Annotated in this window: 21 protein-coding genes; 1 reads left to right on the top strand and 20 read right to left on the bottom strand. The window is 69.5% G+C overall.

The features are described from left to right. The 6 genes from BLV24_RS20720 to BLV24_RS20740 are packed head-to-tail and all read right to left on the bottom strand — an operon-like array spanning nt 1 to nt 4,293. Nucleotides 1–705, bottom strand: coding sequence for a type IV secretion system protein (locus BLV24_RS20720; RefSeq protein ID WP_176954871.1), 705 nt, complete (start codon nt 703–705; stop codon nt 1–3). Then, the gene (locus BLV24_RS22960) at nt 702–827 is read right to left on the bottom strand and encodes a hypothetical protein (RefSeq protein WP_281242957.1); all 126 of its coding nucleotides are present in this window, start codon (nt 825–827) and stop codon (nt 702–704) included. The genes BLV24_RS20720 and BLV24_RS22960 overlap by 4 nt, the downstream gene beginning before the upstream one ends. Next, nucleotides 827–3,145, bottom strand: a complete 2,319-nt coding sequence (locus BLV24_RS20725; RefSeq protein WP_092685477.1) for a VirB4 family type IV secretion/conjugal transfer ATPase — start codon at nt 3,143–3,145, stop codon at nt 827–829. The genes BLV24_RS22960 and BLV24_RS20725 overlap by 1 nt, the downstream gene beginning before the upstream one ends. Further along, nucleotides 3,138–3,416 carry a VirB3 family type IV secretion system protein gene (locus BLV24_RS20730; protein ID WP_092685479.1) on the bottom strand — a complete coding sequence of 93 codons (279 nt, stop codon included), beginning with the start codon at nt 3,414–3,416 and terminating at the stop codon, nt 3,138–3,140. The genes BLV24_RS20725 and BLV24_RS20730 overlap by 8 nt, the downstream gene beginning before the upstream one ends. Next, nucleotides 3,413–3,697, bottom strand: coding sequence for a TrbC/VirB2 family protein (locus tag BLV24_RS20735; protein ID WP_092685481.1), 285 nt, complete (start codon nt 3,695–3,697; stop codon nt 3,413–3,415). Before BLV24_RS20735 ends, BLV24_RS20730 begins: the two co-directional genes overlap by 4 nt. Continuing rightward, nucleotides 3,685–4,293, bottom strand: coding sequence for a lytic transglycosylase domain-containing protein (locus tag BLV24_RS20740; RefSeq protein WP_092685483.1), 609 nt, complete (start codon nt 4,291–4,293; stop codon nt 3,685–3,687). The genes BLV24_RS20735 and BLV24_RS20740 overlap by 13 nt, the downstream gene beginning before the upstream one ends. Before the next feature lie 725 nt (nt 4,294–5,018). Between BLV24_RS20740 and repC the strand changes: the two genes are divergently transcribed. Then, complete coding sequence (gene repC / locus BLV24_RS20745) at nt 5,019–6,164, top strand: replication initiation protein RepC (RefSeq protein ID WP_092685485.1); 1,146 nt, start codon at nt 5,019–5,021, stop codon at nt 6,162–6,164. Here the strand turns inward: repC and BLV24_RS22965 are convergent. From BLV24_RS22965 to BLV24_RS20810, 14 genes are all read right to left on the bottom strand, one after another. Next, entirely contained in the window at nt 6,145–6,273 is a 129-nt protein-coding gene (locus tag BLV24_RS22965) for a hypothetical protein (protein WP_281242958.1), read from the bottom strand. The two genes, repC and BLV24_RS22965, sit on opposite strands and share 20 nt — an antisense overlap. A 102-nt stretch (nt 6,274–6,375) precedes the next feature. Then, on the bottom strand, nt 6,376–8,889 hold the full coding sequence (locus tag BLV24_RS20750; protein WP_092685487.1) for a heavy metal translocating P-type ATPase: 2,514 nt from the start codon (nt 8,887–8,889) through the stop codon (nt 6,376–6,378). A gap of 117 nt (nt 8,890–9,006) precedes the next feature. After that, nucleotides 9,007–10,338: an APC family permease gene (locus BLV24_RS20755; protein WP_092685489.1), complete on the bottom strand. Its 1,332-nt coding sequence runs from the start codon at nt 10,336–10,338 to the stop codon at nt 9,007–9,009. Between the two features lie 144 nt (nt 10,339–10,482). Beyond that, nucleotides 10,483–11,742 (bottom strand): ABC transporter ATP-binding protein, encoded by a 1,260-nt coding sequence (locus BLV24_RS20760; RefSeq protein ID WP_092685491.1) that lies wholly within the window; start codon nt 11,740–11,742, stop codon nt 10,483–10,485. 99 nt (nt 11,743–11,841) lie between these two features. Continuing rightward, a complete protein-coding gene (locus BLV24_RS20765; RefSeq protein ID WP_245710692.1) occupies nt 11,842–12,537 on the bottom strand; it encodes a copper resistance protein B in 696 nt (231 codons plus the stop codon). A 4-nt stretch (nt 12,538–12,541) separates the two neighbouring features. Beyond that, nucleotides 12,542–14,416, bottom strand: coding sequence for a copper resistance system multicopper oxidase (locus BLV24_RS20770; RefSeq protein WP_092685495.1), 1,875 nt, complete (start codon nt 14,414–14,416; stop codon nt 12,542–12,544). 68 nt (nt 14,417–14,484) lie between these two features. Beyond that, nucleotides 14,485–15,030, bottom strand: coding sequence for a cupredoxin domain-containing protein (locus tag BLV24_RS20775; protein WP_092685497.1), 546 nt, complete (start codon nt 15,028–15,030; stop codon nt 14,485–14,487). A gap of 59 nt (nt 15,031–15,089) precedes the next feature. Continuing rightward, nucleotides 15,090–15,290, bottom strand: coding sequence for a hypothetical protein (locus tag BLV24_RS21815; protein ID WP_143040392.1), 201 nt, complete (start codon nt 15,288–15,290; stop codon nt 15,090–15,092). A 368-nt stretch (nt 15,291–15,658) separates the two neighbouring features. Continuing rightward, the gene (locus BLV24_RS20785; RefSeq protein WP_092685501.1) at nt 15,659–16,372 is read right to left on the bottom strand and encodes a M48 family metallopeptidase; all 714 of its coding nucleotides are present in this window, start codon (nt 16,370–16,372) and stop codon (nt 15,659–15,661) included. Then, nucleotides 16,369–19,554: a type I restriction endonuclease subunit R gene (locus tag BLV24_RS20790; protein ID WP_092685503.1), complete on the bottom strand. Its 3,186-nt coding sequence runs from the start codon at nt 19,552–19,554 to the stop codon at nt 16,369–16,371. Before BLV24_RS20790 ends, BLV24_RS20785 begins: the two co-directional genes overlap by 4 nt. 136 nt (nt 19,555–19,690) lie before the next feature. Next, nucleotides 19,691–20,422, bottom strand: coding sequence for a DUF3800 domain-containing protein (locus BLV24_RS20795; protein WP_092685505.1), 732 nt, complete (start codon nt 20,420–20,422; stop codon nt 19,691–19,693). Further along, nucleotides 20,419–21,648, bottom strand: coding sequence for a restriction endonuclease subunit S (locus BLV24_RS20800; RefSeq protein ID WP_092685507.1), 1,230 nt, complete (start codon nt 21,646–21,648; stop codon nt 20,419–20,421). Before BLV24_RS20800 ends, BLV24_RS20795 begins: the two co-directional genes overlap by 4 nt. Then, nucleotides 21,641–23,242 carry a type I restriction-modification system subunit M gene (locus BLV24_RS20805; RefSeq protein WP_092685509.1) on the bottom strand — a complete coding sequence of 534 codons (1,602 nt, stop codon included), beginning with the start codon at nt 23,240–23,242 and terminating at the stop codon, nt 21,641–21,643. The genes BLV24_RS20800 and BLV24_RS20805 overlap by 8 nt, the downstream gene beginning before the upstream one ends. A gap of 14 nt (nt 23,243–23,256) precedes the next feature. Then, nucleotides 23,257–23,829, bottom strand: coding sequence for a restriction endonuclease subunit S domain-containing protein (locus tag BLV24_RS20810; protein ID WP_092685511.1), 573 nt, complete (start codon nt 23,827–23,829; stop codon nt 23,257–23,259). Nucleotides 23,830–23,863: the final 34 nt, after the last annotated feature.

Genomic DNA, 23,863 nt, shown 5'->3' on the forward strand with positions numbered 1-23,863 from the left:
TCACTCTTCCCGGCCGACGCCCTGCAGGAACCGGCGCTGCGCCGCGCGGTCCCGGGCGGAGGCCGCCGCTTCCGTTCCCGCCGACCCGGCGGCGGCGGCCTGCACGCGAATGCTCTCCGAGAGCAGCACCGCCACCTCCGCCAGGATCCGGCTGTTGAGATCGACGCTCGCCTTCAGGTCCGTCGTCGTCCCGATCGCGGCGATCATGTCGCCGACCCGCTCCATCGCCGCATTGGCGCGGCGGTAGCCCTCCTCGGCGGTCGCGACCGCCGCCATGCCCGCCCCCGCCTGCACCGCGAGCGCGCGGTCCTGCCCTTCCTCCGAACCGCGGAAGGCGGCGAGGGCGCCGAGGTCGAGTTCTTCGCGCAGTTCCGCGACGCGGTCGGACAGGTCCGCCCCGGCGCCCGGCAGCGCGCTTCCTTCGATGGCCGATGTCACGATCCCGTCGAGACTCTCGGCGGCCTCGCGCGCGGCGATGTCGGCGGCGCCGTTCAGCAGCGTGCCGAGGGCGCGGGGGCCGGTCAGGACCTCGAGTTGGCGCTGCATCTCCTCGATCTGGCGCAGCTCGGCCTCGTAGGTCTGTTTGAGCTGCTCGATCTGCTGGACCCATTGCGCGAGGGCGGCGGAGTCCACCACCGGCACGCCTGCGGCCAGCGCGGGCGAGGCGGTCAGCAAGGCGGCGGAGACGAGAAACCGGCGGATCATCGGGGCGCTCCGTTGTTGATCGGCTCCCACTCGCAGCGGGTCGCGGCGCAGGGCCAGGTCTTCGGCGCGGGATCCGCGCAGGCGGCGAGCAGCGCGAGCAGGAACAGGGCTATGAGGCGCATCAGGCATCTCCTTCGCGGGCGGGCCCCCCGCCCAGCACCGCCAGCAGCGGACCGAGGGCGGCGAGGTCGAGATCCACCAGCGCGCCGCGATCGCCGGTGCGGATCGCGGCGAAGCGGCGGCCGCCGGGGCTTTGGGTCAGGAAGGCGGTCTCGGCGTCGCTCAGGCCGAGCGGGGCGAGCTCGGCCGCGGTGAACCGGCTGGACGGGAAAACCAGCGTCGCCGCGATGCTCTCGAGGATCGAGCCGCCGGCGCGGCTCTCGGCGACATGGGAAACGCGCTGGGTCAGCATGACGAGCGCGACGTTCTTCTTGCGCATCGTCAGCATCCAGTCCTTGAGACGCGCCTCGAAATACCCGTCGTCGAGCAGCTTCCACGCCTCGTCGAGCACGATCAGGGTCGGGCGGCCGTCCTCGACCATCCGCTCGACCAGGCGGAACGCATACGAGAGCCAGGCGGTGCGGATGGCGGGGGCGTCGAAGATTTCGGTCAGGTCGACGCCGGAGATGTCGCTGGCGAGGTCGAGCGCATCCTCGCCCTCGCCAGCGAAGAGCCAGCCATGCTGACCGCCGGGGGCCCAGCGGCCCATGCGGGTGAAGAGGTCGCCGCCATCGTCGATGCCGCGCAGGGCGGCGCGGAAGTGGTCCGCCGTCTGCAGGGCAGGGGCGGTGTGGGCGTTGGCCTCGACGGTCTGCGTCAGCGCCTCACGCTGCTGGGCGGAGAGGGGCCCATCCTCACGCGAGAGCAGGGCTTCGAGCCAATCGGCGAGCCAGGCGCAGCCGTGCGCGTCGGTCTCGGTCGCGAACGGGTTGAAGCCGGTGGGGGCGCCCATGCGAATTGCGGCATAGGAGCCGCCCATGGCGCGAACCGGAGTCTCGAGCCCGCGGTCCTTGTCGAAGACGAGGATGCGCGGGGACAGCCTCTGCATCTGCGCCATGAGGAAAGCCATGGAGGCGGATTTGCCCGAGCCCGTCCGCCCGATCACCAGCGCATGGCCGACGGTACGGTCGCCCGGCGCGCCGGGGAGGTGGAAGCCGAAGCGGTATGCTTCATGGCTGAGGGTCGGCAGCACCGCGACTGGCGCGCCCCAGGGCGAGGCATCCGCTGAGGAACCGGGGCAGGGAGCGTGGAGCGCAGCGAGATCGGCGAAGTTGCCGGAGGAGATCATCGAGGCCCGCGCCCTGAACCCGTAATTCCCCGGCGCCTGCGCGAAGTATGCCGCGCGGGCGCCGATGCTCTCGCGCACCGCACCGGCGCCCGCAGCCTGCACCGCGCCTCGGATCTGCGTGGCGATCTCGTCGAGCCGGGCGGGGCTTTCCGCGGTCGCCATGATCGAGAGATGGTGCAGGCCGAAGCCCGCGCGCCCCGAGGCGAGATCGTCCGCGGCCTCCTCCAGCTGCAGCGCCAGCGAGCGCGCCGCGTCATCGGCGGCGCGCATTTGGCGCAAGGTGCGCTGGATCCGGGCGAGCGCGTCATAGGGATTGATCGGGGTGTAGCTCTGGCTGAGCAGCGTATCCTCCGGCAGGTCCAGCCCCGCCAGCGCGCCAGGCGTTGTCTGGGCGGGATAAGCCTTGAGCGTGATCATCGCGCCGAAGCGGGTCTCGGCGGCGTCGAGCCCGGGCAGGGTGAAGCCATCGCCCCGGAAATGCAGGTCCGAGGTCACGAGGCTGTCGGCAATGGTCGCGAGGCCGAGCGGGTGCACCCGCGGGCGCCACGCGCCGGAGACGGTCGCGCCCAGCATCCCGAGCCATTCCGGGCTCTCGCGCGTCAGACGGCGCGGCCCCGCTGCTGAGAGGACGGCCTGCATGTGGCCCATGATCTCGTCGAGCCGGGCGATACGTTTGGCCAGGGCCGCGCGCTGCGCCGGGACGCCGCCGCCGGTCAGCCGGGCGCGCAGGCCCGCCGCCTTCCCCGGGCGCAGCAGGACCGAGACCATCATGCGGCGGCGGCGCAGGCCCAGGCTGCGAAGGTGCGCACGCCAGGCGGCGTCCAGTTCGGCCGCGAAGCCATCGTCGGACACCGCGGGAACCTCCGGCGTCTTGGGATGCGAGAGCCGGTGGATGTAGAGCGCGGCATCCGGCGGCAACTCTGCCGCGCAACGGCTCATGGCCTCCGACAGGTCCGCGATGGCCGCGTGCTCGGCAGTGAGCGGGTCGAGCCCCTCGACGAGGAACGAGCCCATCACATCGCCGTCGCGCAGGAGGATCACGTCCTTCCGAGCGAAGCAGAGCCAAGGCAGAAAGCCGGACAGCGCCTGCTCGCGCGCCGCCCCGGGCGGGGCGACCGCCCGCAGCCCGAGGGTGGACCTCAGATCAAGCATGGTAGGCGAAACCCTCGCCGCGGAACCAGCCGGGGGTCGGGGGCGTGCGGCGCAGGGCGGTGAACACCACGTCGCCGATCCGCGGATCCCAGGCGGCGAGCGCGCGCAGCACGGCGTAGCTCAGCGCCGCGCTGGCGCCGAACCAGAGGAACGACAGGGTGGCGATGAAGCCTCCAACCGAGACCCCGGTCAGCAGCACCAGATAGCCCATCGGCAGGCCTGCGACGCTGACCGGCCGGGTCAGCGCCTGGAAGCAGGGCCGCGCGCTCATGCGTAGCCCGAGAGGATCGTGCCTGCGCCGAAGATGATAGCGAGCCCGACCACGACGGACACGGCCGAGATCCAGTTCATGCGGCCAGTCGCGAACATCACGCCGACCACGGCGAGCGCCACGAGGCCGATCGCGCGCCCAAGCTCTCCGGTCAGCGTGTCGCCGATGGTGGTGAACATGTTGGTGATGGGCGAGAGCTCCTGCGCCATAGCCGCGGTGGCGACGAAGGAGAGCGCGGCCGAGAGGCCGAGAGCGCGCAGCGCGCGGGTCAGAATTCCCATATTCCGGTGTTCCTGTGCTGGTCGGTCGGGGTGGGGGAGGCGGGGGCATGCGCATCGCCGGTCAGCGCGGCGACATAGGCGCGGGTCTCGGGATAGGGCGGCACGCCGCCATGGCGCGCGACAGCCTCGGGCCCGGCGTTGTAGGCGGCGAGGGCGAGGGGCACGTCGCCGAAGCGTGCAAGCTGCGCGGCGAAGTACCGGGCGGCGCCGTCGAGGTTTTGGGCCGCGTCGAACGGGTCGGAGACGCCCAGATCACGCGCCGTCTCCGGCATCAGCTGCCCGAGCCCCTGCGCGCCCTTCCGCGAGACCGCGCGCGGGTTCCAGCCGCTCTCGCGCTCGATCAGGGCAAGGAACAGAGCGATGAACTCGGTGGCGGAGAGGCCCGCCGCGCGCGGTCCCGCGCCGCCCGCGTGGCGGAGGGCGGCAGTCTCGGCGAGCGCCTTCAGCGCCACCTTGCTGGAGAAGTCAGGCGCGCCTGCGGCAGGCGTCGGCGGGCGGACCTGCGCCTCGCCGCCCGGCGCGAACTCGATCACCGTCGCGATTGCAGGTGCCGCGAGCAGGCAGAATCCGGCCGTCAGGAGAGTCAGGCGCCGCATCGCTCAGGCCCTCGGCAGCTGCTCGAACGTCGCCTCGCGGTGAGGAGAGGCGACGAGGGCGTCGCCATGCTGCTCTGCATCCAGACCGCGCATCGCCTGCCTCCCTCCGGCTGATTGCGGAACCACGGCGCGCAGGAATCCGAAGCGCGGGCGAAGACCCGCGGGTCATCCCCCGCCCGAAAGGCGCGGGTCGTCCTGAGCTGTTCGGTGGCGAGGGGCGAACGGTTCTCGCCAAAGGCGAGTGCGTGCCGGGCCCCGTGCTTCCGCTTGAACGCGACGACCGCCGCCGCGCCTCAAATCGGGGCGATACTGTCGGGCGCGGAGTCCCGGGTCAACAGTGAAAGTATCTCTTATTCTTGCCGCATTTATTTATAGAGTATGAAGCTCGAAGCAGTCCGTTTAGGGCTGTTCGTTCAGCGCCGATTTAATCTCTTGGCGCGCATGACGAAGAGATGAATTTTAATCGCACTTGGCTTGAATAGAACGCTTGGCTAGTCTCCGCCGGATCAACCGCAGAGCGAAGGACGCAAGACACGCCCGGCGCGGACAGGCCCGCGCCGAAAAAAAGAAAACCCCCGATGATCGGAGACCATCAGGGGCTCGGCTAACGCCGTCGTTTGACAGCTCGACGTTAGCCGTTTCCCCAAGCGCTGGCAAGAAAAGACGCCCTCGGGCGAACAGAGAAGCTGTGCCTGCGCTTCTGGTCTCCGTGAGGAGAGCAGCGAATGACCACCCCCACCCGTCGCGGCGATGCCGCCGTGGCGCGCCGAAAGGCCTTCCTTTCCAACCTGCATCGCCTGCTCGACCAGGCGGCGGCGACGCTCGGCCTGTCTGATGCCGTTGCGACCACCGCGCATGATTTGATCAACCGCATTCCAGAGGACGCCCCAGGGCCGATCAGCCCCGCCGGCGTGGAGCGCCTCGCGGCCCTGCGCGGGGTCGATCCGCGCACCATCCGCTACCGTATCCGCAAGCTGATTGACGTGGGGCTGGCCGAGAACCTCTGCCAGGACGGCGGGCGGCGCCAGGTCGTCCGCGACCGGCAGGGTCGCGTCGCCGAGATCTACGGCATCGGTTTCTGGCCGCTGCTCGACCGTGCCGCGGAGATCGAGGCCGCCGCCGAAGCCCGCCGCAGATCCGTCGACGAGCACGCCCGGCTGCGGCGCGAGATCAGCGCCATCCGCCGCCGCCTACGGCCGGTATTTGAGGCGGGACGCGCGGCGGCGGAGGCCTGCGTCGCATGGCGCAGTTTCCCGCGCCGGCTCGCCCATCTTGGCGTCGAGCGTCTGCGGGATCTCTTCGCCCGCGTGCAATCCCTGCTGGAGGCGGTGGAGGCGCCCGGCGCCGCCTGTGGACAACTCGCCGAGAGCCGGAAAAATCGTTCCGACCGGCCGGAAAAATCCGAGCGCCCATACAGAACACATCAATTCTCTTCAGAGACCTGTAATCCCGCGGAGGCACGCCAAGCCCGTGCGATCGCTTGCGGTCTCCAGTACGTCACCCTGCCGATGGCGCTCGAACTCCTGCCCTGGGACTGGCGCGACGACTTGAACCGCTACGGCGCGCCGAGCTGGGAGGCGGTGACGCAAATCGCCTGCGAACGGGCGCTGCGCGAAGGGCTGCGGCAGGATGCTTGGAGCTGCGCCGAGGCCGCCTTGGGCCGATCCGGCGCCGCGGTGCTGGCGCTGACCGCCTTTGCTGGGGCTGAGGCGCGCGGCGGCGTTGTGCGAAACCCCGGCGGATGGGTCCGGCGGATGGTGGAGCTGGCCGAGGAAGGGCGGGCTCAGCTGCACCGCTCGGTGTTCGGATTGCTGGCGGAGGCCGAAGCGGCGGTGCCCGGCGAAAGCGAACCTACTCGCGCAGGTACTTGACCAGCGCCGCGATCGCCAGCACGGCCAGCACGATCAGCAGCAGGCCCAATAGCCAGCCGAAGCCCATGCCGAAGCTCATCATTCCATCGCCCATCGCATCACCGTACATCGCGAATTCCTCCTGCTTGCAGTGCGGCGGCGGACGAGCCCGCAGCCGTGACGCCTGCGCCGCCGTCGACCGGGAGCGGTGGCTGCCTTGGCCTTGCCCGGGTCAGTCCGGGCCGTGCAGACGGGCCGCCCGCAGCCTGAGCGCGTTGCCGATCACCGAGACGGAGGACAGGCTCATCGCCGCCGCGGCGACTACCGGCGACAGCAGAAGGCCAAAGACCGGGTAGAGGACGCCCGCGGCCAGAGGGACGCCGGCCGCGTTGTAGACGAAGGCGAAGAACAGGTTCTGGCGGATGTTGCGCATGGTCGCCTCGGCCAGCCGGCGGGCGCGGACCACGCCGTTCAGGTCGCCCTTGACCAGCGTCACGCCCGCGCTTTCGACCGCCACGTCTGCGCCGGTGCCCATAGCGATGCCGACGTCGGCGGCGGCTAGCGCGGGGGCGTCGTTGACGCCGTCGCCGGCCATGGCGACGGACAGGCCCTCGCCATGCAGGCGCTCGACCAGGGCGTGCTTGTCCTCGGGCGAGACCTCGGCGTGGACCTCGTCGATGTTCAGGGCCTTGGCGACGGCGCGGGCCGTGGCCTCGGCGTCGCCGGTGGCCATGACGATACGCAGGCCCGACGCGTGCAGGGCGCGGATCGCGGCGGGCGTCGTCTCCTTGATCCGGTCGGCGACGGCGACCAGGCCCGCGGGGCGGCCGTCGGCGGCGACGAACATCGCGGTGCGGCCCTGCTCCTGCAACGCGCGGGCGCGGGCGGCGAGCGGGCCGGGGTCCACGCCCAGGTCCGCCATCAGCGCGGCGTTGCCCAGCGCGACGGCGCGGCCCGCGACGGTCCCGGTCACGCCCTTGCCCGTCATCGCCTCGAACTCCGTCGCGTCCAGGCGTTCGGCCCCCCGCGCCTCGGCGCCGGCGACGATCGCCTCGGCCAGCGGGTGTTCGGAGCCCCGCTCCAGCGCGGCGGCGAGGGACAGGAGTTCGGCCTCGGAGAGGCCGTCCGCCGGTTCGGTGTCGGTCAGGGTGGGCTTGCCCTCGGTGAGGGTGCCGGTCTTGTCAACGATCAGCACGTCGACGCCGGCCAGCCGCTCCAGCGCCTCGGCGTCGCGGATCAGGACGCCCGCCTGCGCGCCGCGGCCGGTGGCGACCATGATCGACATCGGGGTCGCGAGACCCAGCGCGCAGGGGCAGGCGATGATCAGGACCGAGACCGCGGCCACGAACGCGTAGGAGACCGCGGGGGACGGACCCAGCGCGACCCAGGCCGCGAAGGCGATCAGCGCCACGCCGACCACCGCCGGCACGAAATACCCCGCGACCCGATCGGCCGCCGCCTGGATCGGCGCGCGGGACCGCTGGGCCTTCGCCACCATCTCGACGATGCGGTTCAGCGTGGTGTCGGCGCCGACGTTCCCCGCGCGCATCAGGAACGTGCCGCTCTTGTTCAGGGTGCCGCCGGTGACGGGCTCTCCTTCGGTTTTCTCGACGGGCACCGGCTCGCCGGTGATCATGCTCTCGTCGACCGAGGAGCGGCCCTCGACGACCTCGCCGTCCACAGGCACGCTTTCGCCGGGGCGCACGCGAAGGACGTCGCCGGAGCGCAGGGCGTCGAGGGGGACGTCCTCCTCCGTCTCGCCGGTCACGCGGCGGGCAGTCTTGGGGGCGAGGTCCATCAGGGCGCGGATGGCGTCGCCGGTTCGCTCGCGCGCCGCCAGTTCCATCACCTGGCCGACGAGGACCAGGACCAGGATCACCGCGGCCGCTTCGAAGTAGACCGGAGCCATGCCCATGGAGTCGCGCATCGCCTCGGGGAAAACGCCGGGGGCGAGCAGCGAGACGACCGAGAAGACATAGGCCGCCCCCGTCCCCAGCGAGATCAGGGTCCACATGTTGGGGCTGCGGTTGACGATCGAGGCCCAGCCCCGCTTGAAGAACGGCCGACAGATCCAGACCACGGGCGTGGCCAGGGCGAACTGGACCCAGCCGAAGGCGCGATGGCCGATCCAGTCGGCGAAGGGCAGGCCCAGGTGGGCGCCCATCTCCAGCACAAAGATCGCCAGCGCCAGCGGCGCGGTGATCGCGAGGCGACGGCGGAAGTCCACGTATTCGGGGTTCGGCCCGGCGTCGGCCGAGGGGGTCATCGGCTCCAGCGCCATGCCGCACTTGGGGCAGTCGCCGGGATGGTCCTGCACGATCTCGGGGTGCATCGGGCAGGTGTATTGCGTGCCCGCCGGCATCGGCTCGGGCGCCGGGCGACCGCCGAGGTATCGCTCCGGCTCGGCCTCGAACTTCGCCTGGCAGCCGGCGGAGCAGAAGTAGAACCGCCCGCCCTCATGCTTGGTCATGTGGGCGGCGGTGGAGCGGTCGACGTCCATGCCGCAGACCGGGTCCCTGGCGGTCAGGTAGTCGCCGGGCGCGGCGACGAACTTGCCGGGGCAGCGCTCGGAGCAGAAGTGGAAGACATGGCCGTCATGCTCGGCGGTCGGCTTGCCGGCCTCCGGGTCGACCGTCATGCCGCAGACCGGGTCACGGACGACCGGACCTGCCTGGCCGTGGTCATGGCCGTGGCCGTGGCCACCGTGAGAATGGGCGGCTTTCGCCGGGGAGTCAGGGGGGGCCATGGGGGCGCTCCGCGCTCGGGGGACCATCACGGCCCCTGATGTAGGTGTTCCAGCGACTGGAAGGTCAAGGGGCGGAAGACCCCCTGACGCCTCCCACCCGCAGAGCGAAGGGACGCTTCAGGTCGAAGGGTGATGGTGATGCCCGCCCGGCTCGTCGGCCTGCGGTGCGCTCACCCAGTTGCCGACCCAGGCGCGTTCCAGGACGAAGACGACCCCGATCAGCCCAGCCGCGATGGCGACGATCCAGGGATCCTCCAGCAGCTTGGCGCGGCCGAAGGCGGCCAGCACCACGAGGTCCAGCCCGATCGCCGTGCACAGAATCCAGCCCCGCGCTCCGACCCGGGCGCGCAGCCGTCGCAGGATGCCGACCTGCACGATCACGTCCATGGTCAGGTAGAGGAACACCCCCAGCGAGGCGATGCGGCCCAGGTCGAACAGGACCGTGGCCAGCGCCGCCAGCACCGCCACATAGACCAGCAGGTGGCGCTGGATCGGCCCCGACATGCCGAAATGGCTGTGGGGGATCATCTTCATCTCGGTCAGCATGGTCAGCATCCGCGACACCGCGAACAGGCTCGCCAGCACGCCCGAGGCGGTGGCGACCAGCGCCAGCGCAACCGTCAGCCGGAAGCCCCAGGGGCCCAGCGTCGGCTCGGCCGCGCGGGCCAGCGCATAGTCCCGCGCCTCCACGATCTGCTCGAAGGTCAGGCCGCGGGCGACCGCCCAGGCGACCAGCAGGTAGGTCGCCGTGCACACCACGATCGAGATCGCGATGGCGCGCGCCACGTTGCGCTCGGGCGAGACCATCTCGCCGCCGCTGTTGGTGATGGTGGTGAAGCCCTTGAAGGCCATCACCGCCAGCGCCACGGCTGCAAGGAAGCCCGCGGCGGAGCCCTGCGGGGCCGAGGACGCCTCGGGCGCGCCGGCGGCCCACAGGGCGGCCGCGCCGAACGCCATGATGCCGCCGATCTTGATCGCGGCCATCACCAGCGAGGCGCGCCCCACCGACTTCGATCCCGAGCGGTTCACCAGGAAGGCGAAGCCGATCAGACCCACGCCCAGGACAGGCGCCAGCCAGTGGTCGGACCCCAGGTCGAAGGGCCTGAGCGCGTAGGTCCCGAAGGTCCGGGCCACCAGGCTCTGCGCGATGATCATCGACAGAGCCATCAGCATCGAGGCGCCGGCGGCGACGGCCCCCACGCCCCAGGCTTTCTGGAGGATCATCGCGATCCCGCCCGAGGATGGCCAGACCCGGGTCATACAGGCGTAGGCATAGGCGCTGAAAGAGGTGACCACCGCCCCGGCCAGGAAGGCCCATGGAAAGGCGGGGCCGGCCAGCTCGGCGATCTGGCCGGTCAGGGCGAAGATGCCTGCACCGATCATCACCCCGGTTCCCATCGAGACGCCGCCCAGCAGCGTGATGCGTCGTTCGCGGTCGTCATGATCCATGACGGGGCCTCCTGTCGTCGTATCTCTGGTCTGGTTCGCGTCGCGCGCCCGGCGCGACGCCGGGCCTGGGCGAAGGCCGGCGGAAGGATGAGGCGGCGTGGGCGGTCCCGCGTCGCCTCCGCAGGCGGCTGCGCTGTCCGCGGGTCATGCCGTTTCCATGGGACATGGCTCCCGCGACGCCGGCGACAACGCCGAGGCCGGCGCGGTCCGGGCCGGGGCGAGATGGGCCAGCAGCTCCTGGTAGCGCACCCGCACGTCCTCGACCGCCTGGTAGTGGCGCAGCAGTTCGCGAAGCGGCGCGGAGAAATCCTTGTAGGCCGCCAGCACCGCCACCAGCGCGCCCAGGGTCAGCCGGCCCTCGATCACCAGCCAGCCGCCGATGGCGTAGAAGAAGAAGGGCGTCAGCGAGGCGAGGAAGTTGCTGACCGACTTCATGAAGAACTTCTCGCGTTGCAGGTTCCGCCGGATCGACTCGATGCGCCGGAAGCCCCCGCAAACGTCGGCCAGGCCCTCGCGCGGGGCGAGGCCGAGGCGGGCCTCCGGCCGCAGCGACTGACCGGCGAGCTCGCCGCCCAGGGTCCGCATCTCGGCGACCCGGGCGCGGGCCAGCCGGTTCACCCGTCGCTGAAGGCGGGGGATCACCACCAGCTGGACGGGCAGCAGCGAGACGGCGGCCGCGCCCAGCACCGGGTCCTGCATGAACATGAAGGCGAGGATGGTCAGGAAGGTTCCGCCCTGGAACACCGGCAGCACGATGGCCTCGGCCGCGAAACCGCCGATCGGCTCGACCTCCTGGGCGATCAGGGGGATGGTTTCGCCGCGCCTCGGGCCTCCCGCGCCGGCGCGCCAGCGGCGGTAGATCGTCAGGCGCAGGCGGCGCAGCACGCGCTCGCCCACCCGTCCCTTCGCCACGTTGATCGCGAATTTCAGCGCCCCGCTCGTCATCACCGCGACGAGGTAGAGCGCGCAGAGCAGGAACAGGAACTCGAGCTGGTCGAAGCTCCATAGGCCCGCGGTCAGCGGAAAGCCCTCGGCGTCGATGGCCCGGTTCACGATCAGCTTGGGCAGCTCCAGCGCGGCGTAGAGCACCGGCAGCGCCGCGAGGCTGAGGCCCAGCAGCAGCGGCAGCTCCGCCCGGGTCCAGCGCAGCACGAAGGCGTAGACGCCCGGCTCGAACCCGGGAACGGGCGGCGGCGCGGCGCCGGCGGGACGTCCGCGGGCGCGCAGCGCCGAGACCAGCCGCCACAGAGCGAGCGCGGCCAGCGCGATCGGGGCCCAGACCAGCGTCAGGTGAAAGACCGGATGCACCCAGCCGGGCGTGTCCGCGGTGATCTCATGGCCGACCGCGTGGGCGACCGCATGCATCAGGTCATGGGGGATCTGAAAGAGGAAAGTCGCGTCCATCGGCGTTCGGCCCGGTCTGCGCGTCCGCCCCGGCCGGACGAGTCCGGCGGGGAGACGCCCCCGGGTCTCGCCGGGGGCGTCCGTCTTCGGGACGACGGATCAGAAGAGGATCTTCGTCCCCACAACGAAATAGACCGCGTCCGTCGCCTCTCCCGAGGCCCGGCGCAGGTCCGCGCTGTCGCCGAAATACCGCTCGTAGTGGACGCCCACATAGGGCGAGACCAGGCGGTCCACGACGTCGTAGCTCAGCCGCAGCCCGGCCTCGAGCTTCGGCCCGAAGGCGCCGGCGTCGATGGCCCGGTCGTCGACCAGCGGGACCGAGACCTCGACGCTCGGCGTCAGGATCAGCCGGTTGGTGATCAGCGCCTCGTAGTCCAGTTCGACCCGGGCGAAGGGCTTGTCCGAGACGAACAGGTCGGCGTCCACCTCGAACCACTGGGGGGCGAGGCCATGCACGCCGACGACGCCGTAGACCCGGTCCGGCCCCTCGGGAGTCGAGACCATGACGCCCCCCACGGCGTCGAAGAAGGGCGAGATCGGGACCTGGACGCGGGCCTGGTTCTCCAGCGTCTCGAAGGTTCCGGGGCCGGTCAGCAGCTCGGCCTCCGAGCGCCACACGAAGCGGAGCTCGTCGGTTCCCGCCACGGCGTCGAAGTCCCAGGCGAGGACGTCCTCGTCCTCGCCGAAGCGGTAGTCCAGCTGCTCGACCTGGAGGCCCCAGATCGCCGGTTCGGCCAGCGCCGGCCCGGCCGCGGCGATCAGCGCGAGGGCGGGAAGGATGCGGGTCGCGTGCATGGTCTCAACCCTCGTCATGCGCATGGGAATGGGCGGCGGCGGCCGGCTCGGCGCCGTGATCCGCGGCGGGCATGTTCATCGCCTGCTTCGGCGCGCCCTCGACGATCACCTTGCGGAACATGCCGCCGGCCATGTGGTAGGACAGGTGGCAGTGGAACGCCCACTGGCCCGGCGCGTCGACCTCGGTCTCGGTGTAGAGCGTCGTGCCCGGCGCCACGCTGACCGTGTGCTTGATCGGGTCGCGTGCACCCGAGCCGGTGTCGAGGATGGTCCACATGCCGTGCAGGTGCATGGGGTGGGTCATCATCGTCTCGTTGACGAACTTGAAGCGCACCCGCTCGCCCATGCGCAGGCGGATCGGCTCGGCGTCCTCGTATTTCACGCCGTTGATCGACCAGATGTAGCGTTCCATGTTGCCGGTCAGGCGCAGCTCGATCTCGCGCGTCGCCTCCCGGTCGGGATAGAGCGGGGCGCGGGCCTTCAGGTCGGCATAGGACAGGAACTTGCCGCCCTCCGCCGCCTCGGGCGTCAGCCCGCTGCCGGGCGCGTAGAAGGGGTCGCCGCCGGCCATGCCGGAATGGTCCATGCCGGGCATGGAGCCGTGGTTCATCCCCTCCATCCGCGAGCCGTCGGGCATCGTGTGGCCGCCGCCCGCCATCCCGGCGTGCGCGTCGCCCGCCATGGTCGACCCGTCGGGCATGACGTGCCCGCCCCCGGCCATCGCCGCATGGGCGTCACCGGGCATCGTGGAGCCGTCCGGCATCACGTGGCTCGCGCCGCCCTGGCCCATGCCCCCATGGCCCATGTCGCCATGATCCATGCCCTCCATCATGCCCATGTCGGCCATGGTCAGGCGCGGGGCGGGGCGCAGGTCGGGGATCTCGGCCGCCATGCCCTCGCGCGGGGCCAGCGTGCCGCGGGCCATGGCGGTGCGGCCCATGGATTCGCCCAGCACCGAGTAGGCGCGGTCCTCGGTCGGGCGCACGATCACGTCATAGGTCTCGGCCACGCCCAGGCGCAGCTCGTCCACCACCACCGGCAGCACGTCATTGCCGTCGGCGGCGACCACGGTCATCTCCAGGCCAGGGATGCGCACGTCGAAATAGGTCATCGCCGAGCTGTTGATCAGCCGCAGCCGCACCCGCTCGCCCGGCTTGAACAGGCCCGTCCAGTTCGCCTCGGCGTCCCGCCCGTTGATCATCGGCGCGAAGCCCTGCACGTCCTCGACGTCGGTGGGCATCATGCGCATGTCGCCCCAGGCCGCCCGGTCCGCCAGCGCCGCGCCTAGGCCCTTCTCGCCGGCGTCGGACAGCAGGTCGAACAGGGTGCGCTGCTGGCGGTTGTAGTAGTCGGCCGAGAGCTTGAGGTTGCGGAACACCCGATCCCCGGAGTGGGGATGCTTGTCGGTGAACTGCACCACGTAGTCGCGGTCGTAGCGGTAGGGTTCGCGCGCCCTCGGCTCGATCACGATCGCCCCGAAGGCGCCGTCCGGCTCCTGGAAGCCGGAATGCGAATGGAACCAGTAGGTGCCGCTCTGCACGATGGGAAAGCGGTAGGTGAAGGTCTCGCCCGGCTTGATGCCGGGGAAGCTGATGCCGGGCACGCCGTCCTCCTCGAACGGCAGGATCAGCCCGTGCCAGTGGATCGAGGTGTCCTCGGACAGGTTGTTGGTCACCCGGATGGTCACCTCCTCGCCTTCCTGGAAGCGGAGGACGGTGGGGATCTGCGAGCCGTTGTAGCCGATGCCGGACTTGGTGAAGCCGGCGGTTTCGATGCGGACCGGATCGACGGTGATGTCGTAGGTCCCGGCAAGGGCGGCGAGCGGCGCCAGGGCGGCCGTCGCCAGCGCGAGCGTGCGCGCCAGACCAGATGGCGTCATGGTCGGTTTCCTGATGTTGGGGGCGTGAGGACCGACGCGCCGCGGCGGCGCGTCGGTCCGTCGTCACGTCAGTGGTCGATCGAGACCGAGCCGACCATGCCGGACTGGTAGTGTCCCGGCACGTTGCAGGCGAACTCGATCGCCACGTCGGCGTCCTCGGGGAAGGTCCACACGATCTCGCCGGACTTGCCCGGCTCGAGCAGCACACTGTTGGGATCGTCGTGCATCCCGTGGCCCATCGAGGCTTGCATCTTCTTCGCGGCCGCCATGTCGACATGGTCGGGCATCAGCACGCCATGCTGCATCATCATCATCATCTCGTCCTGATGCGAGGCATGCATCTCGGCCGTGCCGATGTTGAACTCGTGCACGAACTCGCCCGCGTTCCTGATCCGGAAGCGGACGGTCTCGCCCGCCTTCACCTCGATCGTCTCGGGCTCATAGTAGTTGTCATGCAGGGTCACCTCGATCGTGCGCGAGGCGGCCGAGGCCTTGCCCGGCATGCCGGTCGGCGAGGCGCCGTGGCCGCCGTCGTGGGAACCGGAGGCGAAGGCGGCGACGGGAGTCGCCACGACGGCTGCCGCCGCAAGGCGCAGCAGGTTGGATTTCAGCATAGTGTCCTCTTTGAAGCTGAAGGTCGGAGACGAAAGCCCCGGGAAGGGCGTTCGGCCGTTCAGCCTCGCGGAGGCGGCGTCTCGAGCTCGGGCGTCGCGAGCTCCGCCAGCTCGGTCGATGCGGAGGGGTGTCGGATCGGACAGGGCGCCGGTTCGAAGCCCTGGACGGTCTGGCCCGGCGGCAGCGCCGTCGCGCAATGGGCGATCGACATGTCGCAGACGCCGCCCTCGGGGATCATGTGATGACCCGCGTGCGCCATCCGGTCGGCCGCCGACGCTCTGGCCGCCGCGTCATGCGCAGATGCGCCCGACACGCCGCCCGCGCAGAGCGCGGCGACGATCGACAGAACCAGGACGAGGCGGGCGACAATGGACACGAGGCAGCAGATAGGGGTTCCCCTTGCTGGAAGGTCAAGAGCATTCTTGCGCGGGCCCGATGACGCCGACGATCTCCTCCGGCTTGTGCTTCTTCCTCGGCATGGATCCTCCTCGTCGCCTCAACCGACATTATGGGTGGACCCGCTTCAGGGGGGCCAGCGGGCTGAGCGGCTCTGACGCGTGCACCGCTACCATCCGCTTTAAGGAGAGATCGAACCACGATGGCCGCGGCCGCGCGCGGCCAAAGAGGTCAGCGCTCCGCCCGCTCCAAGGCGCTCTTTCGCTCTTGCCAGTCCGGCATGACCCGCTCCAGCAGCCGCCAGAACGCAGCCCCGTGGTGATGCTCGATCCGGTGCGCCAGCTCATGGGTCAGCACGTAGTCGATCGCCGGGGTCGGCATGCGGATCAGATCGAGGTTCAGCGTCAGTCGGCCGGCAGGGGTCATGGAGCCCCAGCGCTTCTCCATCGCCCGGACCTGCCATTGCACGGGGCGCACCGCATCGGGATCAGGGAACCGGGCGCAAGCGAGTTCCAACCGTTCGGCAAAAACCCGGCGAGCTGTCCCGCGATACCACTCCTCGACCAGCCGGCGCGTCTCCTCCCGGTCGCTCGGCGCGTGCGAGAGGACATGCAGGCGGCCGCGGACCAGACGCACTTCGGACCGGATCCCGCGCTCGACCTTCAGCCGATAGGCGCGGCCGCGGTAGCGGTGCGTCTCGCCCGGCAGGTGCTGGCGGGGCAGGGGGGCATCCGCCATGCCACCGAGCTCCCGCCGCTGGCGGTCGATCCAGGGCATCCGCTTCAGAAGCAGCGCTTCCACCTTCGCCAGCGGAGCGTCGAGCGGAGCGACCGCCTCGATGGCGCCCTCCGGCGTCACCGCGATCTCCAGCGTCCGCCGGTCCCGGCGCAGCAGCGTCCAGGCGACCTGTCGCGTGCCGTAGGTCAGCACATGAGGCTCGCTCATCGCGGAAACTGCGCCTTCGCGATGCGCAGAACCGTGTCGACCAGCGCGTCGATGGCCTCGTGCGAGACCTCCAGCCCATGGTCCGGCGCCATGTCGAACAGGTAGTCGTCGAGCGCGTTGCGCAGGGCCTTCTGCTCATCGTCATTGGCCCAGAACCGAACGATGAGCCGCTTGCGGATGATATCGGCCAGATCGCGGGCGACGAGGACTGCGGCGTCCTCGGGGGCGTCTTTCAAGGCCGGCATCTCCCGTATCGCGCCAAAGAATGCCTGGGCGGCAGGGTCATCCCGGATCGGCGCCGGGGCCTCCGCGCGGTGGGGCTTGCCAGCGGCCTGCTCGGCCAGATCCACGACCTTCGAGAGGTATTCCTTCTCGCTCATCCGCTTGGCGCGATAGGCGTCGATCGTTTGCTTCAGCATCTCCGAGAAGCTGGCGTAGAGCGCCGGATCCTCCTCCATCCGCTCATTCAGGGTGCGGCGGGTTGCGCTGGCGATGGCGTCGGCCTTGGAGGCGTCGGAGATCTTCTCCTCCTCCAGCACCTTGCGCATGCCCTCCCGGTCGGTGATGTCGATCAGGTCGACGATCGGCATCGGCGGCGCAGACTGCACCTCGCGATCCAGCAGGGCGCGCAGCTGCGGCTCAAGCTTGGACATGTCCATCGCGTCGCCGAAGCGGCGCTGCACCGAGCGGCGCAGACGTTCAAGCCGCACGAAATCCTTCGACCACGCGTCGAGCTTTTCGCGCGGATGGATCTCGATCGCCTTCTCGGAGCCGAGGGCGATGTCCAGCGTTTTGCCGAATGCCCGCAGCGCGGCGACGAAGGCGTCACGGCGATCCTGGGGCGCAAGATGCTCTTCCAGCGCCTCGGCATCGGTCTTGTCGCGGACCTCGCGGAACACGTCCCAGACCTCGCCATGGCGCTGGGGCAGCTTGCGGATCTCCTCGCTTACGTCATGGAGGGCGCCGACGACGTCCTCCTCCTCATAGCCCTCCAGGCTGCTGTAGGCTGTCAGCGCCTGATCGAGGTTCTCCAGCAGACCTTCGTAATCGATGACGTAGCCGAACTCCTTCTGGGTCTCGCCGATGGTGCAGAGCCGATTGACCCGCGCGATGGCCTGCAGAAGCCCGTGCTCCTTCAGCCCGTTGCACAGGTAGAGAACCGTGTTGCAGGGCGCGTCGAATCCGGTCAGCAGCTTCGAGACGACGATGAGGATCTCCGGTTCGTCGCCGTTCTTGAAGCGCTCGACGATGGTCTCCTCGTATTTGTCCGGGTTGCCGAAGCGCTCCATCTGGGCGTCCCAGAAGGCTTTGACCTTGTCGCGCGACGGGCTGTCGAGGCTCTCTGGCCCTTCGCGCTCATTCGGCGGGGAGATCACGACCTCGGCGCTGACCTCGCCGAGGTCGTCGAGGATCTCCTTGTAGCGGATCGCCGCCGCCTTCGAGGGAGCGACGAGCTGTGCCTTGAAGCCGGTGCCCTTCCATGTCTCCTTGAAATGGCGAGAGATGTCCTCCGCCCGCGCATAGATCGCGCTCTCGGTCTGCGCGAGGAGATTCTTGCGGCTGTATTTGCGCCGCAGATCCGCTTTCTGCGCGTCGGTGTAGTCCTCGGTCACACGCTCGAACCAGGCGTCGATGGTCTCCGGGTTCACGCTCTGATCGACGAAGCGGCCTTCATAGAGCAGCGGCACGACGGCGCCGTCCTGCACCGCCTGGTCGATGGTGTATTTGTGGATGATGCCGCCGAACCGGTCGGCGGTGCTCTTGTCCCGCTTTAGGATCGGCGTGCCGGTGAAGCCAAGATAGCAGGCTCGCGGCAGCAGGGTGCGCATCTGGGCCGCGAAGCCGCCCTGCTGGGTGCGGTGGCTCTCGTCGACCAGGATGAAGATGTCCTCGTCCTCATCAGGTTCCTGCCCGACGCGCATCGCCGTGTCGAACCTGTTGATGACCGTGGTCAGCAGGCGCTTGCCAGCACGCAGCTTCTCCAGGAGATCCCGCCCGGTGGAAGCTCGCTCCGGTTCCAGTTCGCAGGACACGAAGGTGTCCTTGATCTGCCGCTCAAGGTCCCGGCGATCGGTGACAATCAGGATCCGCGGCGCGGCCACCTGGGGCGAAAAAATCAGCGCGCGGGCGAGCATCACCATGGTCAGCGACTTGCCCGAGCCCTGCGTGTGCCAGATCAGCCCGTCGCGGCGCTTGCCCGTGCTGTCGCGCTCGGAGATCCGCTCCATGGTCCGGCGGATGCCGAAGAACTGCTGATAGCGCGCGACCTTGCGCACCCCGCCGTCGAAGACGGTGAAGATACGCGTCAGCTCCAGCAGGCGTTCGGAGCGGCAGAGCGCATGCAGCATGCGGTCCTGCTCGGTGATCTGACGGCGGAACTCGGATCTCGCCTCGAAGAAGCCGCGGTGGCGGGTGAATTCGCCGGAGAACAGGGCGGCCATCTCCTCGGCCGGGGGGCGGCGGTCGAGCAGGGCCTCGATCTCGGCATCCTGCGTCTCCTCCTCGCGCCAGCGGGCCCAGAAGCGCTGAGGCGTGCCGACGGTCCCGTAGATCCCCTCGCGCCGGTTCACGCCGATCAGCAGCTGCGCGAAGTGGAACAGGTGCGGGATCTCGGCCGCGCCCTGGTAGGCAAGCAGCTGGCTCGACGCGTCCTTCACATCATGATCGGCGCCCTTGCATTCGATCACGCCGAAGGGGACGCCGTTGACGAAAAGAGCGATGTCGCAGCGGCGCGTATCCGAGGCGCCGACCCGCTCGACGCTCATCTCCGGGGACGCCTGGAAGCGGTTCCGGTCGGGCCGCTCCCAGTCGACATAGGCCATGTGCTGGCTCTTGCGGTCACCCTCCACGGTCTTGGAGATCGTGGCCCCCAGCAACAGCCGATCGTAGATCTCCTTGTTCGTGCCCACGAGCCCCTTCAGCGCGGTGCGGTCCGGCATCAGCTGCCGGACCGCCTCTTCCGCATCGGCCTCGTTGAAGCGATGAACCTCGCCGCGGCGCGCGAAGCTGTTCGTCTCCAGCAGCCAGCTCTTCAGAACGCCCTCCAGCAGCACGCGGCTGCGCTTGCCGCGCAGGGCTTCGGCCTCGGCGCGGGGCAGGATCTCCCACCCCATCGCGGCGAGGAGCTGAAGCGCGGGGATCTGGCTGTCCGCGGCTTCGGAGGGATCGAACGCGGAGCTCATCGGGCCTCTCCCGCCTCGGCCGTCGGACCGAGCTTGAAATTTCGGCCGGCCGGGTGCATATCCTCGTCAAGGATTGGGCATTTCCCGGTCGACGAAGGGGCTCTGGATCTTTCCGGGGCCCTTTTGTTTTGCGCGCTCATGGGAACACCTTCGTCACCCGCAGCTTCGGCGACAGCGTCTCGAAGGCCCGGTTCGGCTGGCCGGGGCGCATCGTGTTCAGGGCGATGGGCCGCGCCACCAGATCCGCCATCTGCAGGCCGACCGAGTTGCTGGCCTTGGGCGTGAACAGCGGCTCGAAGCTCATGTCCGAGAAGTCGGGCGCATTCCATCCCCAGCGCGCGCCGTTCGCGCAGATGCGGCGGAACTCCAGCTCCAGCTCGCCGTCCTCCTTCGCGCCGCGGCTCTCAAAGCAGACATGGGTGAGGCGTCCGGCCTGGCCGTTCCGGCGCAGGAGATGGAGCAGCCGCTCCATGCAGAAGCGCAGCGCGATCTCATAGGGGTTCCAGGGATTGGGATAGCGGTCGACGAGCCGCGGCTTGTCGATCACCGAGGCGATGATCTCGAACGGCGCCTCGGCGATCAGGTCCGAGATGCCGCCCATGAACCGACCGCGCAGGGCCGGATCGGCGCGCAGGAAGGTGAAGGGCTGCTGCTGTTTCCGGATCTCGTGCTCATGCAGGATCACCTCGTCATGCCCGAAGAACTCGAACTTGAACCGCTGGAAGGCGGGGGTGACCTGGGTGATGTAATCCTCCTTGCGCAGGACGCAGAAGGCGAGCGCGAAGACCGGGAACTGCGGGTCGATCCCCGTCAGCCCGTGATCGCCGCTCTCATCCACGAACACGATATGGTCGGAAAACGCGGTCAAACGGCAGGCTCCGCAGGCGCCCGCCATGCGCCGGTCACGGTCAGGAGCTTCTGCATCAGACCGCGCTTCTGGCGTTTCAGGGCGTCGAGGTGGGCTTTCGAGGTGGCGAGGTCCTGCGCCGCCAGGTCGATGGCCGCCGCGATGGCCTGCTGCTCGGCGAGCGGCGGGACCGGGAAGGGCAGCTTCCTGAACTCCTTCCAGCGCAGCGAGCCGCGACGGTCCACGGAGGCGCTGGTGGCCACCGAGAACATGTGCCGGAAGACGCTCGTCTTCAGGACCCGGAACGCATAGTCGGCGTCGACCTTCTTCGCATCGAAGCGAAACACGCAGTAGATCGGGCTCACCACGCCGATGTCGGCGATGGTCTGAAGGCCGATGGAGCCTTCCTCGACATGGTTGCTCGGGAAGCCGAAATCGCCGCGGGCGATGATCTTGTAGCCGCTGAGATCGGCGCTGAAGATCTGCTTCTTGAAATACTCCAGCGAGCGGACGAAGCCGTCATGCTTGGAGCAGGACAGCACCTCGGACACCGCGCCGTCGGCATTGGTGCGCGAGACCTCCTTGGCCAGGTCGCCGATCTTCGCCACACGCCAGGCGGCAGGGACGTTGAACCACCGCGCCTCCTGCCGCGCCGAGGCGTCGCCGAAATTCGCCAGCCGGGCGCCGCCGAAGACGAGCCGGAAGGTGATCGCGTCCAGCCGCCGCCGCTTGGCGTCGATCAGGCGGGAGGCGGCGTCGATCGCCTCGTCCCAGGTCCGCAGGATCCCGGCGATCCGGCGCTGTTCGGGGAGAGGGGGAACCGAAACCACCTGTTCAGTGATGTCGGACTTGTGGACATGAACCAAGCTCGACTTGAAGCCATGGGATTTGGCTTCAACCCGCCGTGTCACCAGCTGCAGAGCCGCATGAAGCCAGTGCAAGTCCACAGCTGCCTTCGGCGTGACGCGGTAGATGTGCTGGTTGAGAACGCCTCTCGGCCCCGGCCAGATCGTGGGTCCGAAGGAGACGCCTTTGACGCCGGCCCATGCGAACAGGAGCTCCCCTGGCTCCACGATCCAGTTCTTGCGCGGCTCGCCGTCGAAATAGTTGAATTCCTGCGACCCGTTGAGGTTCTGGATGCGAATGATCGGTAGACCGTCTTTCGCCCAATCTTTCGGGCGGAAGCCGTTGCCGTTGGTGAAAGTGCAAATTTCGCCGAGGCTGCAGCGCTGCCCATGGTCAAGCATCAACGCCCAACTCCTTCAGGCAGGCCGCCATCTTCGCGCGCACCGCATCCAGCTCGGCTTCGATCCCGGCGATCTCCTTCTGCACGCCGGCGACGTCGATCTCCTCCTCCGCCTCGAAGGTGTCGACGTAGCGGGGGATGTTCAGGTTGAAATCGTTCTCGGCGATCTCCTCAAGCGTGGCGAGGTGCGAATACCGCTCCTGCGCCTCGCGGCTCGCGAAGGTCTCAATGATGCGGTTCGCGTGGGCCTCGGTCATCACGTTGACGGTCTTGCCCGGCTCGAACTCCCGGCTCGCGTCGATGAAGAGCACGTCGGATCGGTCCTCCAGCGGCCCGCCCTGTTCGCGGCGACGGTCGAAGACCAGGATGGCGACCGGAATGCCGGTGGTGGTGAACATGTTCGCCGGCAGGCCGATCACGGCGTCGAGCAGGTTTTCGCGGATCAGCGCCTCGCGGATCTTGCCTTCGGCGCCCGCGCGGAACAGCACCCCATGGGGCACGACCACCGCGACCCGGCCCGCACGGCGGCGGGCGATCTCGATCATGTGGGTGATGAAGGCGTAGTCGCCCTTGGATTTCGGCGGGATGGCCCCGTCCGCGCGCCAGTAGCGCTTGAACTGGTCGTCCGGCGCGGCGTCGGCGCCCCATTTGTCGAGGCTGAAGGGCGGGTTCGCCACCACCACGTCGAAGGTGGAGAGGGCGCCGTCCTGCGCGATCAGCTGCGGATCGTTGAGCGTGTCGCACCAGCGGATGTCGGCGGCGTCGGCCCCGTGCAGGAACATGTTCATGCGGGCCAGCGCCCAGGTCTGGCCGTTCACCTCCTGCCCGAAGAGCGCGACGTCGCGGCGGCCGGTCCCGTCCGCAGGAACCTGCTCGGCTGCGCGGATCAGCAGCGAGCCGGAGCCGCAGGCGGGATCGCACACGGTCTGCCCGGGCCCGGGCGCCGCGAGGCGGGCGAGGAGCGCGGAGACGGCGGAGGGGGTGTAGAACTCGCCCGCCTTCTTGCCGGCGTCGGAGGCGAACTTGGAGATGAGGTAGATGTAGGCCTCGCCGATCACGTCCTCGGAGACGCGCGAGGGGCGCAGGTCGAGCGCGGGCTTTGAGAAATCGTCGATCAGGTGGCGCAGGCGGCGGGCGCGGTCCTTGGGCTTGCCGAGGTTGGACTCCGAGTTGAAGTCGATGTTGCGGAACACGCCGTCGAGCTTCTTCTTGTTGGCGTCCTCGATATGCTCCAGCACGATGTTGAAGAGCTCGCCGATGTTGGCGCGGTCCTTGCGGGCCTTGAGGCTGTCGAAGGAGGCGCGGAAGCGGTCGACGACGGCCCCGGCCTCGTCCTTGATCTCGATGACGGGCAGCTGGAAACGCTCGTTGCGCATGCGCCGCTCGATGCGGATGTCGCGCTGGTCCTCGGGAAGGTCGGCGAATTCCCTGGCGTAGGCGGCGCGGTGGTCGTTCCAGACGTCGGTGACGTATTTCAGGAACAGCGCGACGAGGATGTAATCCTTGTAGGAGCCGGCGTCGACGACCCCCCGGAAGGTGTCGCAGGCCGCCCAGATGGCGTCGTTCACTTCGCTCTGCTTGACGGTGTCGGTCATGGGGGCTCCTGGGGTCAGTCGGCGGCGCAGAGGGCGGCGAGGAGGCGGGAACGGGCCCGGGACAAGTCCTGGAGCAGCGCGGCTTCGCGGGCCTGCAGGTCGACCACCTCGACGATGAGGCGCTGCCGGGCGATCGGAGGGAGCGGGATCTTCATGGCGGCGATCTCCTTCCGGCCGAGCATCGGGATGGACGTGCCCTGCATCTGCGCCTCGGCGCGGGCGCGGGTCGACGGCAGGTTCAGTATGGCGGCGACGTAGCGGGGGTCGGCTCGGCCCTGATCCGCCACCCGCAGCACGATCAGGGGGGAGAAGGGGACGACGACGCCGGGCGGGCCAGCGTAGGCGACGGCTCGCAGGCCGCCGCGCGCGAGAAGGACCACGTCGTTTTCCTCGAGAGCGCGCAGGCCGGGAAGCGCCTCATCAGGCAGATGATGCAGGCGCTCCATCCGCCCCGCGGCCAACATGTCGAGCGCGCCCGAGGTCAGGGCGCGGCGGCTTCCGCGGTCAGCCTCCGGCAGGGCGCCGCGCATGGCGTTCGCCATGCGCAGGTCGGAGATCTCCGAGAGGGAAATCGAATCGTTCATCATGAAGTCATGATGGAGATGCCTGCGGTTTCGTTCA

The sequence above is a fragment of the Albimonas donghaensis genome, from assembly GCF_900106695.1.
Classification (GTDB): domain Bacteria; phylum Pseudomonadota; class Alphaproteobacteria; order Rhodobacterales; family Rhodobacteraceae; genus Albimonas; species Albimonas donghaensis.

Coding starts and splice junctions, on each gene's coding strand:
- BLV24_RS20720 (WP_176954871.1), bottom strand. CDS start 705: ATGATCCGCCGGTTTCTCGTCTCCGCCGCCTTGCTGACCGCCTCGCCC.
- BLV24_RS22960 (WP_281242957.1), bottom strand. CDS start 827: ATGCGCCTCATAGCCCTGTTCCTGCTCGCGCTGCTCGCCGCCTGCGCG.
- BLV24_RS20725 (WP_092685477.1), bottom strand. CDS start 3,145: ATGCTTGATCTGAGGTCCACCCTCGGGCTGCGGGCGGTCGCCCCGCCC.
- BLV24_RS20730 (WP_092685479.1), bottom strand. CDS start 3,416: ATGAGCGCGCGGCCCTGCTTCCAGGCGCTGACCCGGCCGGTCAGCGTC.
- BLV24_RS20735 (WP_092685481.1), bottom strand. CDS start 3,697: ATGGGAATTCTGACCCGCGCGCTGCGCGCTCTCGGCCTCTCGGCCGCG.
- BLV24_RS20740 (WP_092685483.1), bottom strand. CDS start 4,293: ATGCGGCGCCTGACTCTCCTGACGGCCGGATTCTGCCTGCTCGCGGCA.
- repC (WP_092685485.1), top strand. CDS start 5,019: ATGACCACCCCCACCCGTCGCGGCGATGCCGCCGTGGCGCGCCGAAAG.
- BLV24_RS22965 (WP_281242958.1), bottom strand. CDS start 6,273: ATGTACGGTGATGCGATGGGCGATGGAATGATGAGCTTCGGCATGGGC.
- BLV24_RS20750 (WP_092685487.1), bottom strand. CDS start 8,889: ATGGCCCCCCCTGACTCCCCGGCGAAAGCCGCCCATTCTCACGGTGGC.
- BLV24_RS20755 (WP_092685489.1), bottom strand. CDS start 10,338: ATGGATCATGACGACCGCGAACGACGCATCACGCTGCTGGGCGGCGTC.
- BLV24_RS20760 (WP_092685491.1), bottom strand. CDS start 11,742: ATGGACGCGACTTTCCTCTTTCAGATCCCCCATGACCTGATGCATGCG.
- BLV24_RS20765 (WP_245710692.1), bottom strand. CDS start 12,537: ATGCACGCGACCCGCATCCTTCCCGCCCTCGCGCTGATCGCCGCGGCC.
- BLV24_RS20770 (WP_092685495.1), bottom strand. CDS start 14,416: ATGACGCCATCTGGTCTGGCGCGCACGCTCGCGCTGGCGACGGCCGCC.
- BLV24_RS20775 (WP_092685497.1), bottom strand. CDS start 15,030: ATGCTGAAATCCAACCTGCTGCGCCTTGCGGCGGCAGCCGTCGTGGCG.
- BLV24_RS21815 (WP_143040392.1), bottom strand. CDS start 15,290: ATGGCGCACGCGGGTCATCACATGATCCCCGAGGGCGGCGTCTGCGAC.
- BLV24_RS20785 (WP_092685501.1), bottom strand. CDS start 16,372: ATGAGCGAGCCTCATGTGCTGACCTACGGCACGCGACAGGTCGCCTGG.
- BLV24_RS20790 (WP_092685503.1), bottom strand. CDS start 19,554: ATGAGCTCCGCGTTCGATCCCTCCGAAGCCGCGGACAGCCAGATCCCC.
- BLV24_RS20800 (WP_092685507.1), bottom strand. CDS start 21,648: ATGCTTGACCATGGGCAGCGCTGCAGCCTCGGCGAAATTTGCACTTTC.
- BLV24_RS20805 (WP_092685509.1), bottom strand. CDS start 23,242: ATGACCGACACCGTCAAGCAGAGCGAAGTGAACGACGCCATCTGGGCG.
- BLV24_RS20810 (WP_092685511.1), bottom strand. CDS start 23,829: ATGATGAACGATTCGATTTCCCTCTCGGAGATCTCCGACCTGCGCATG.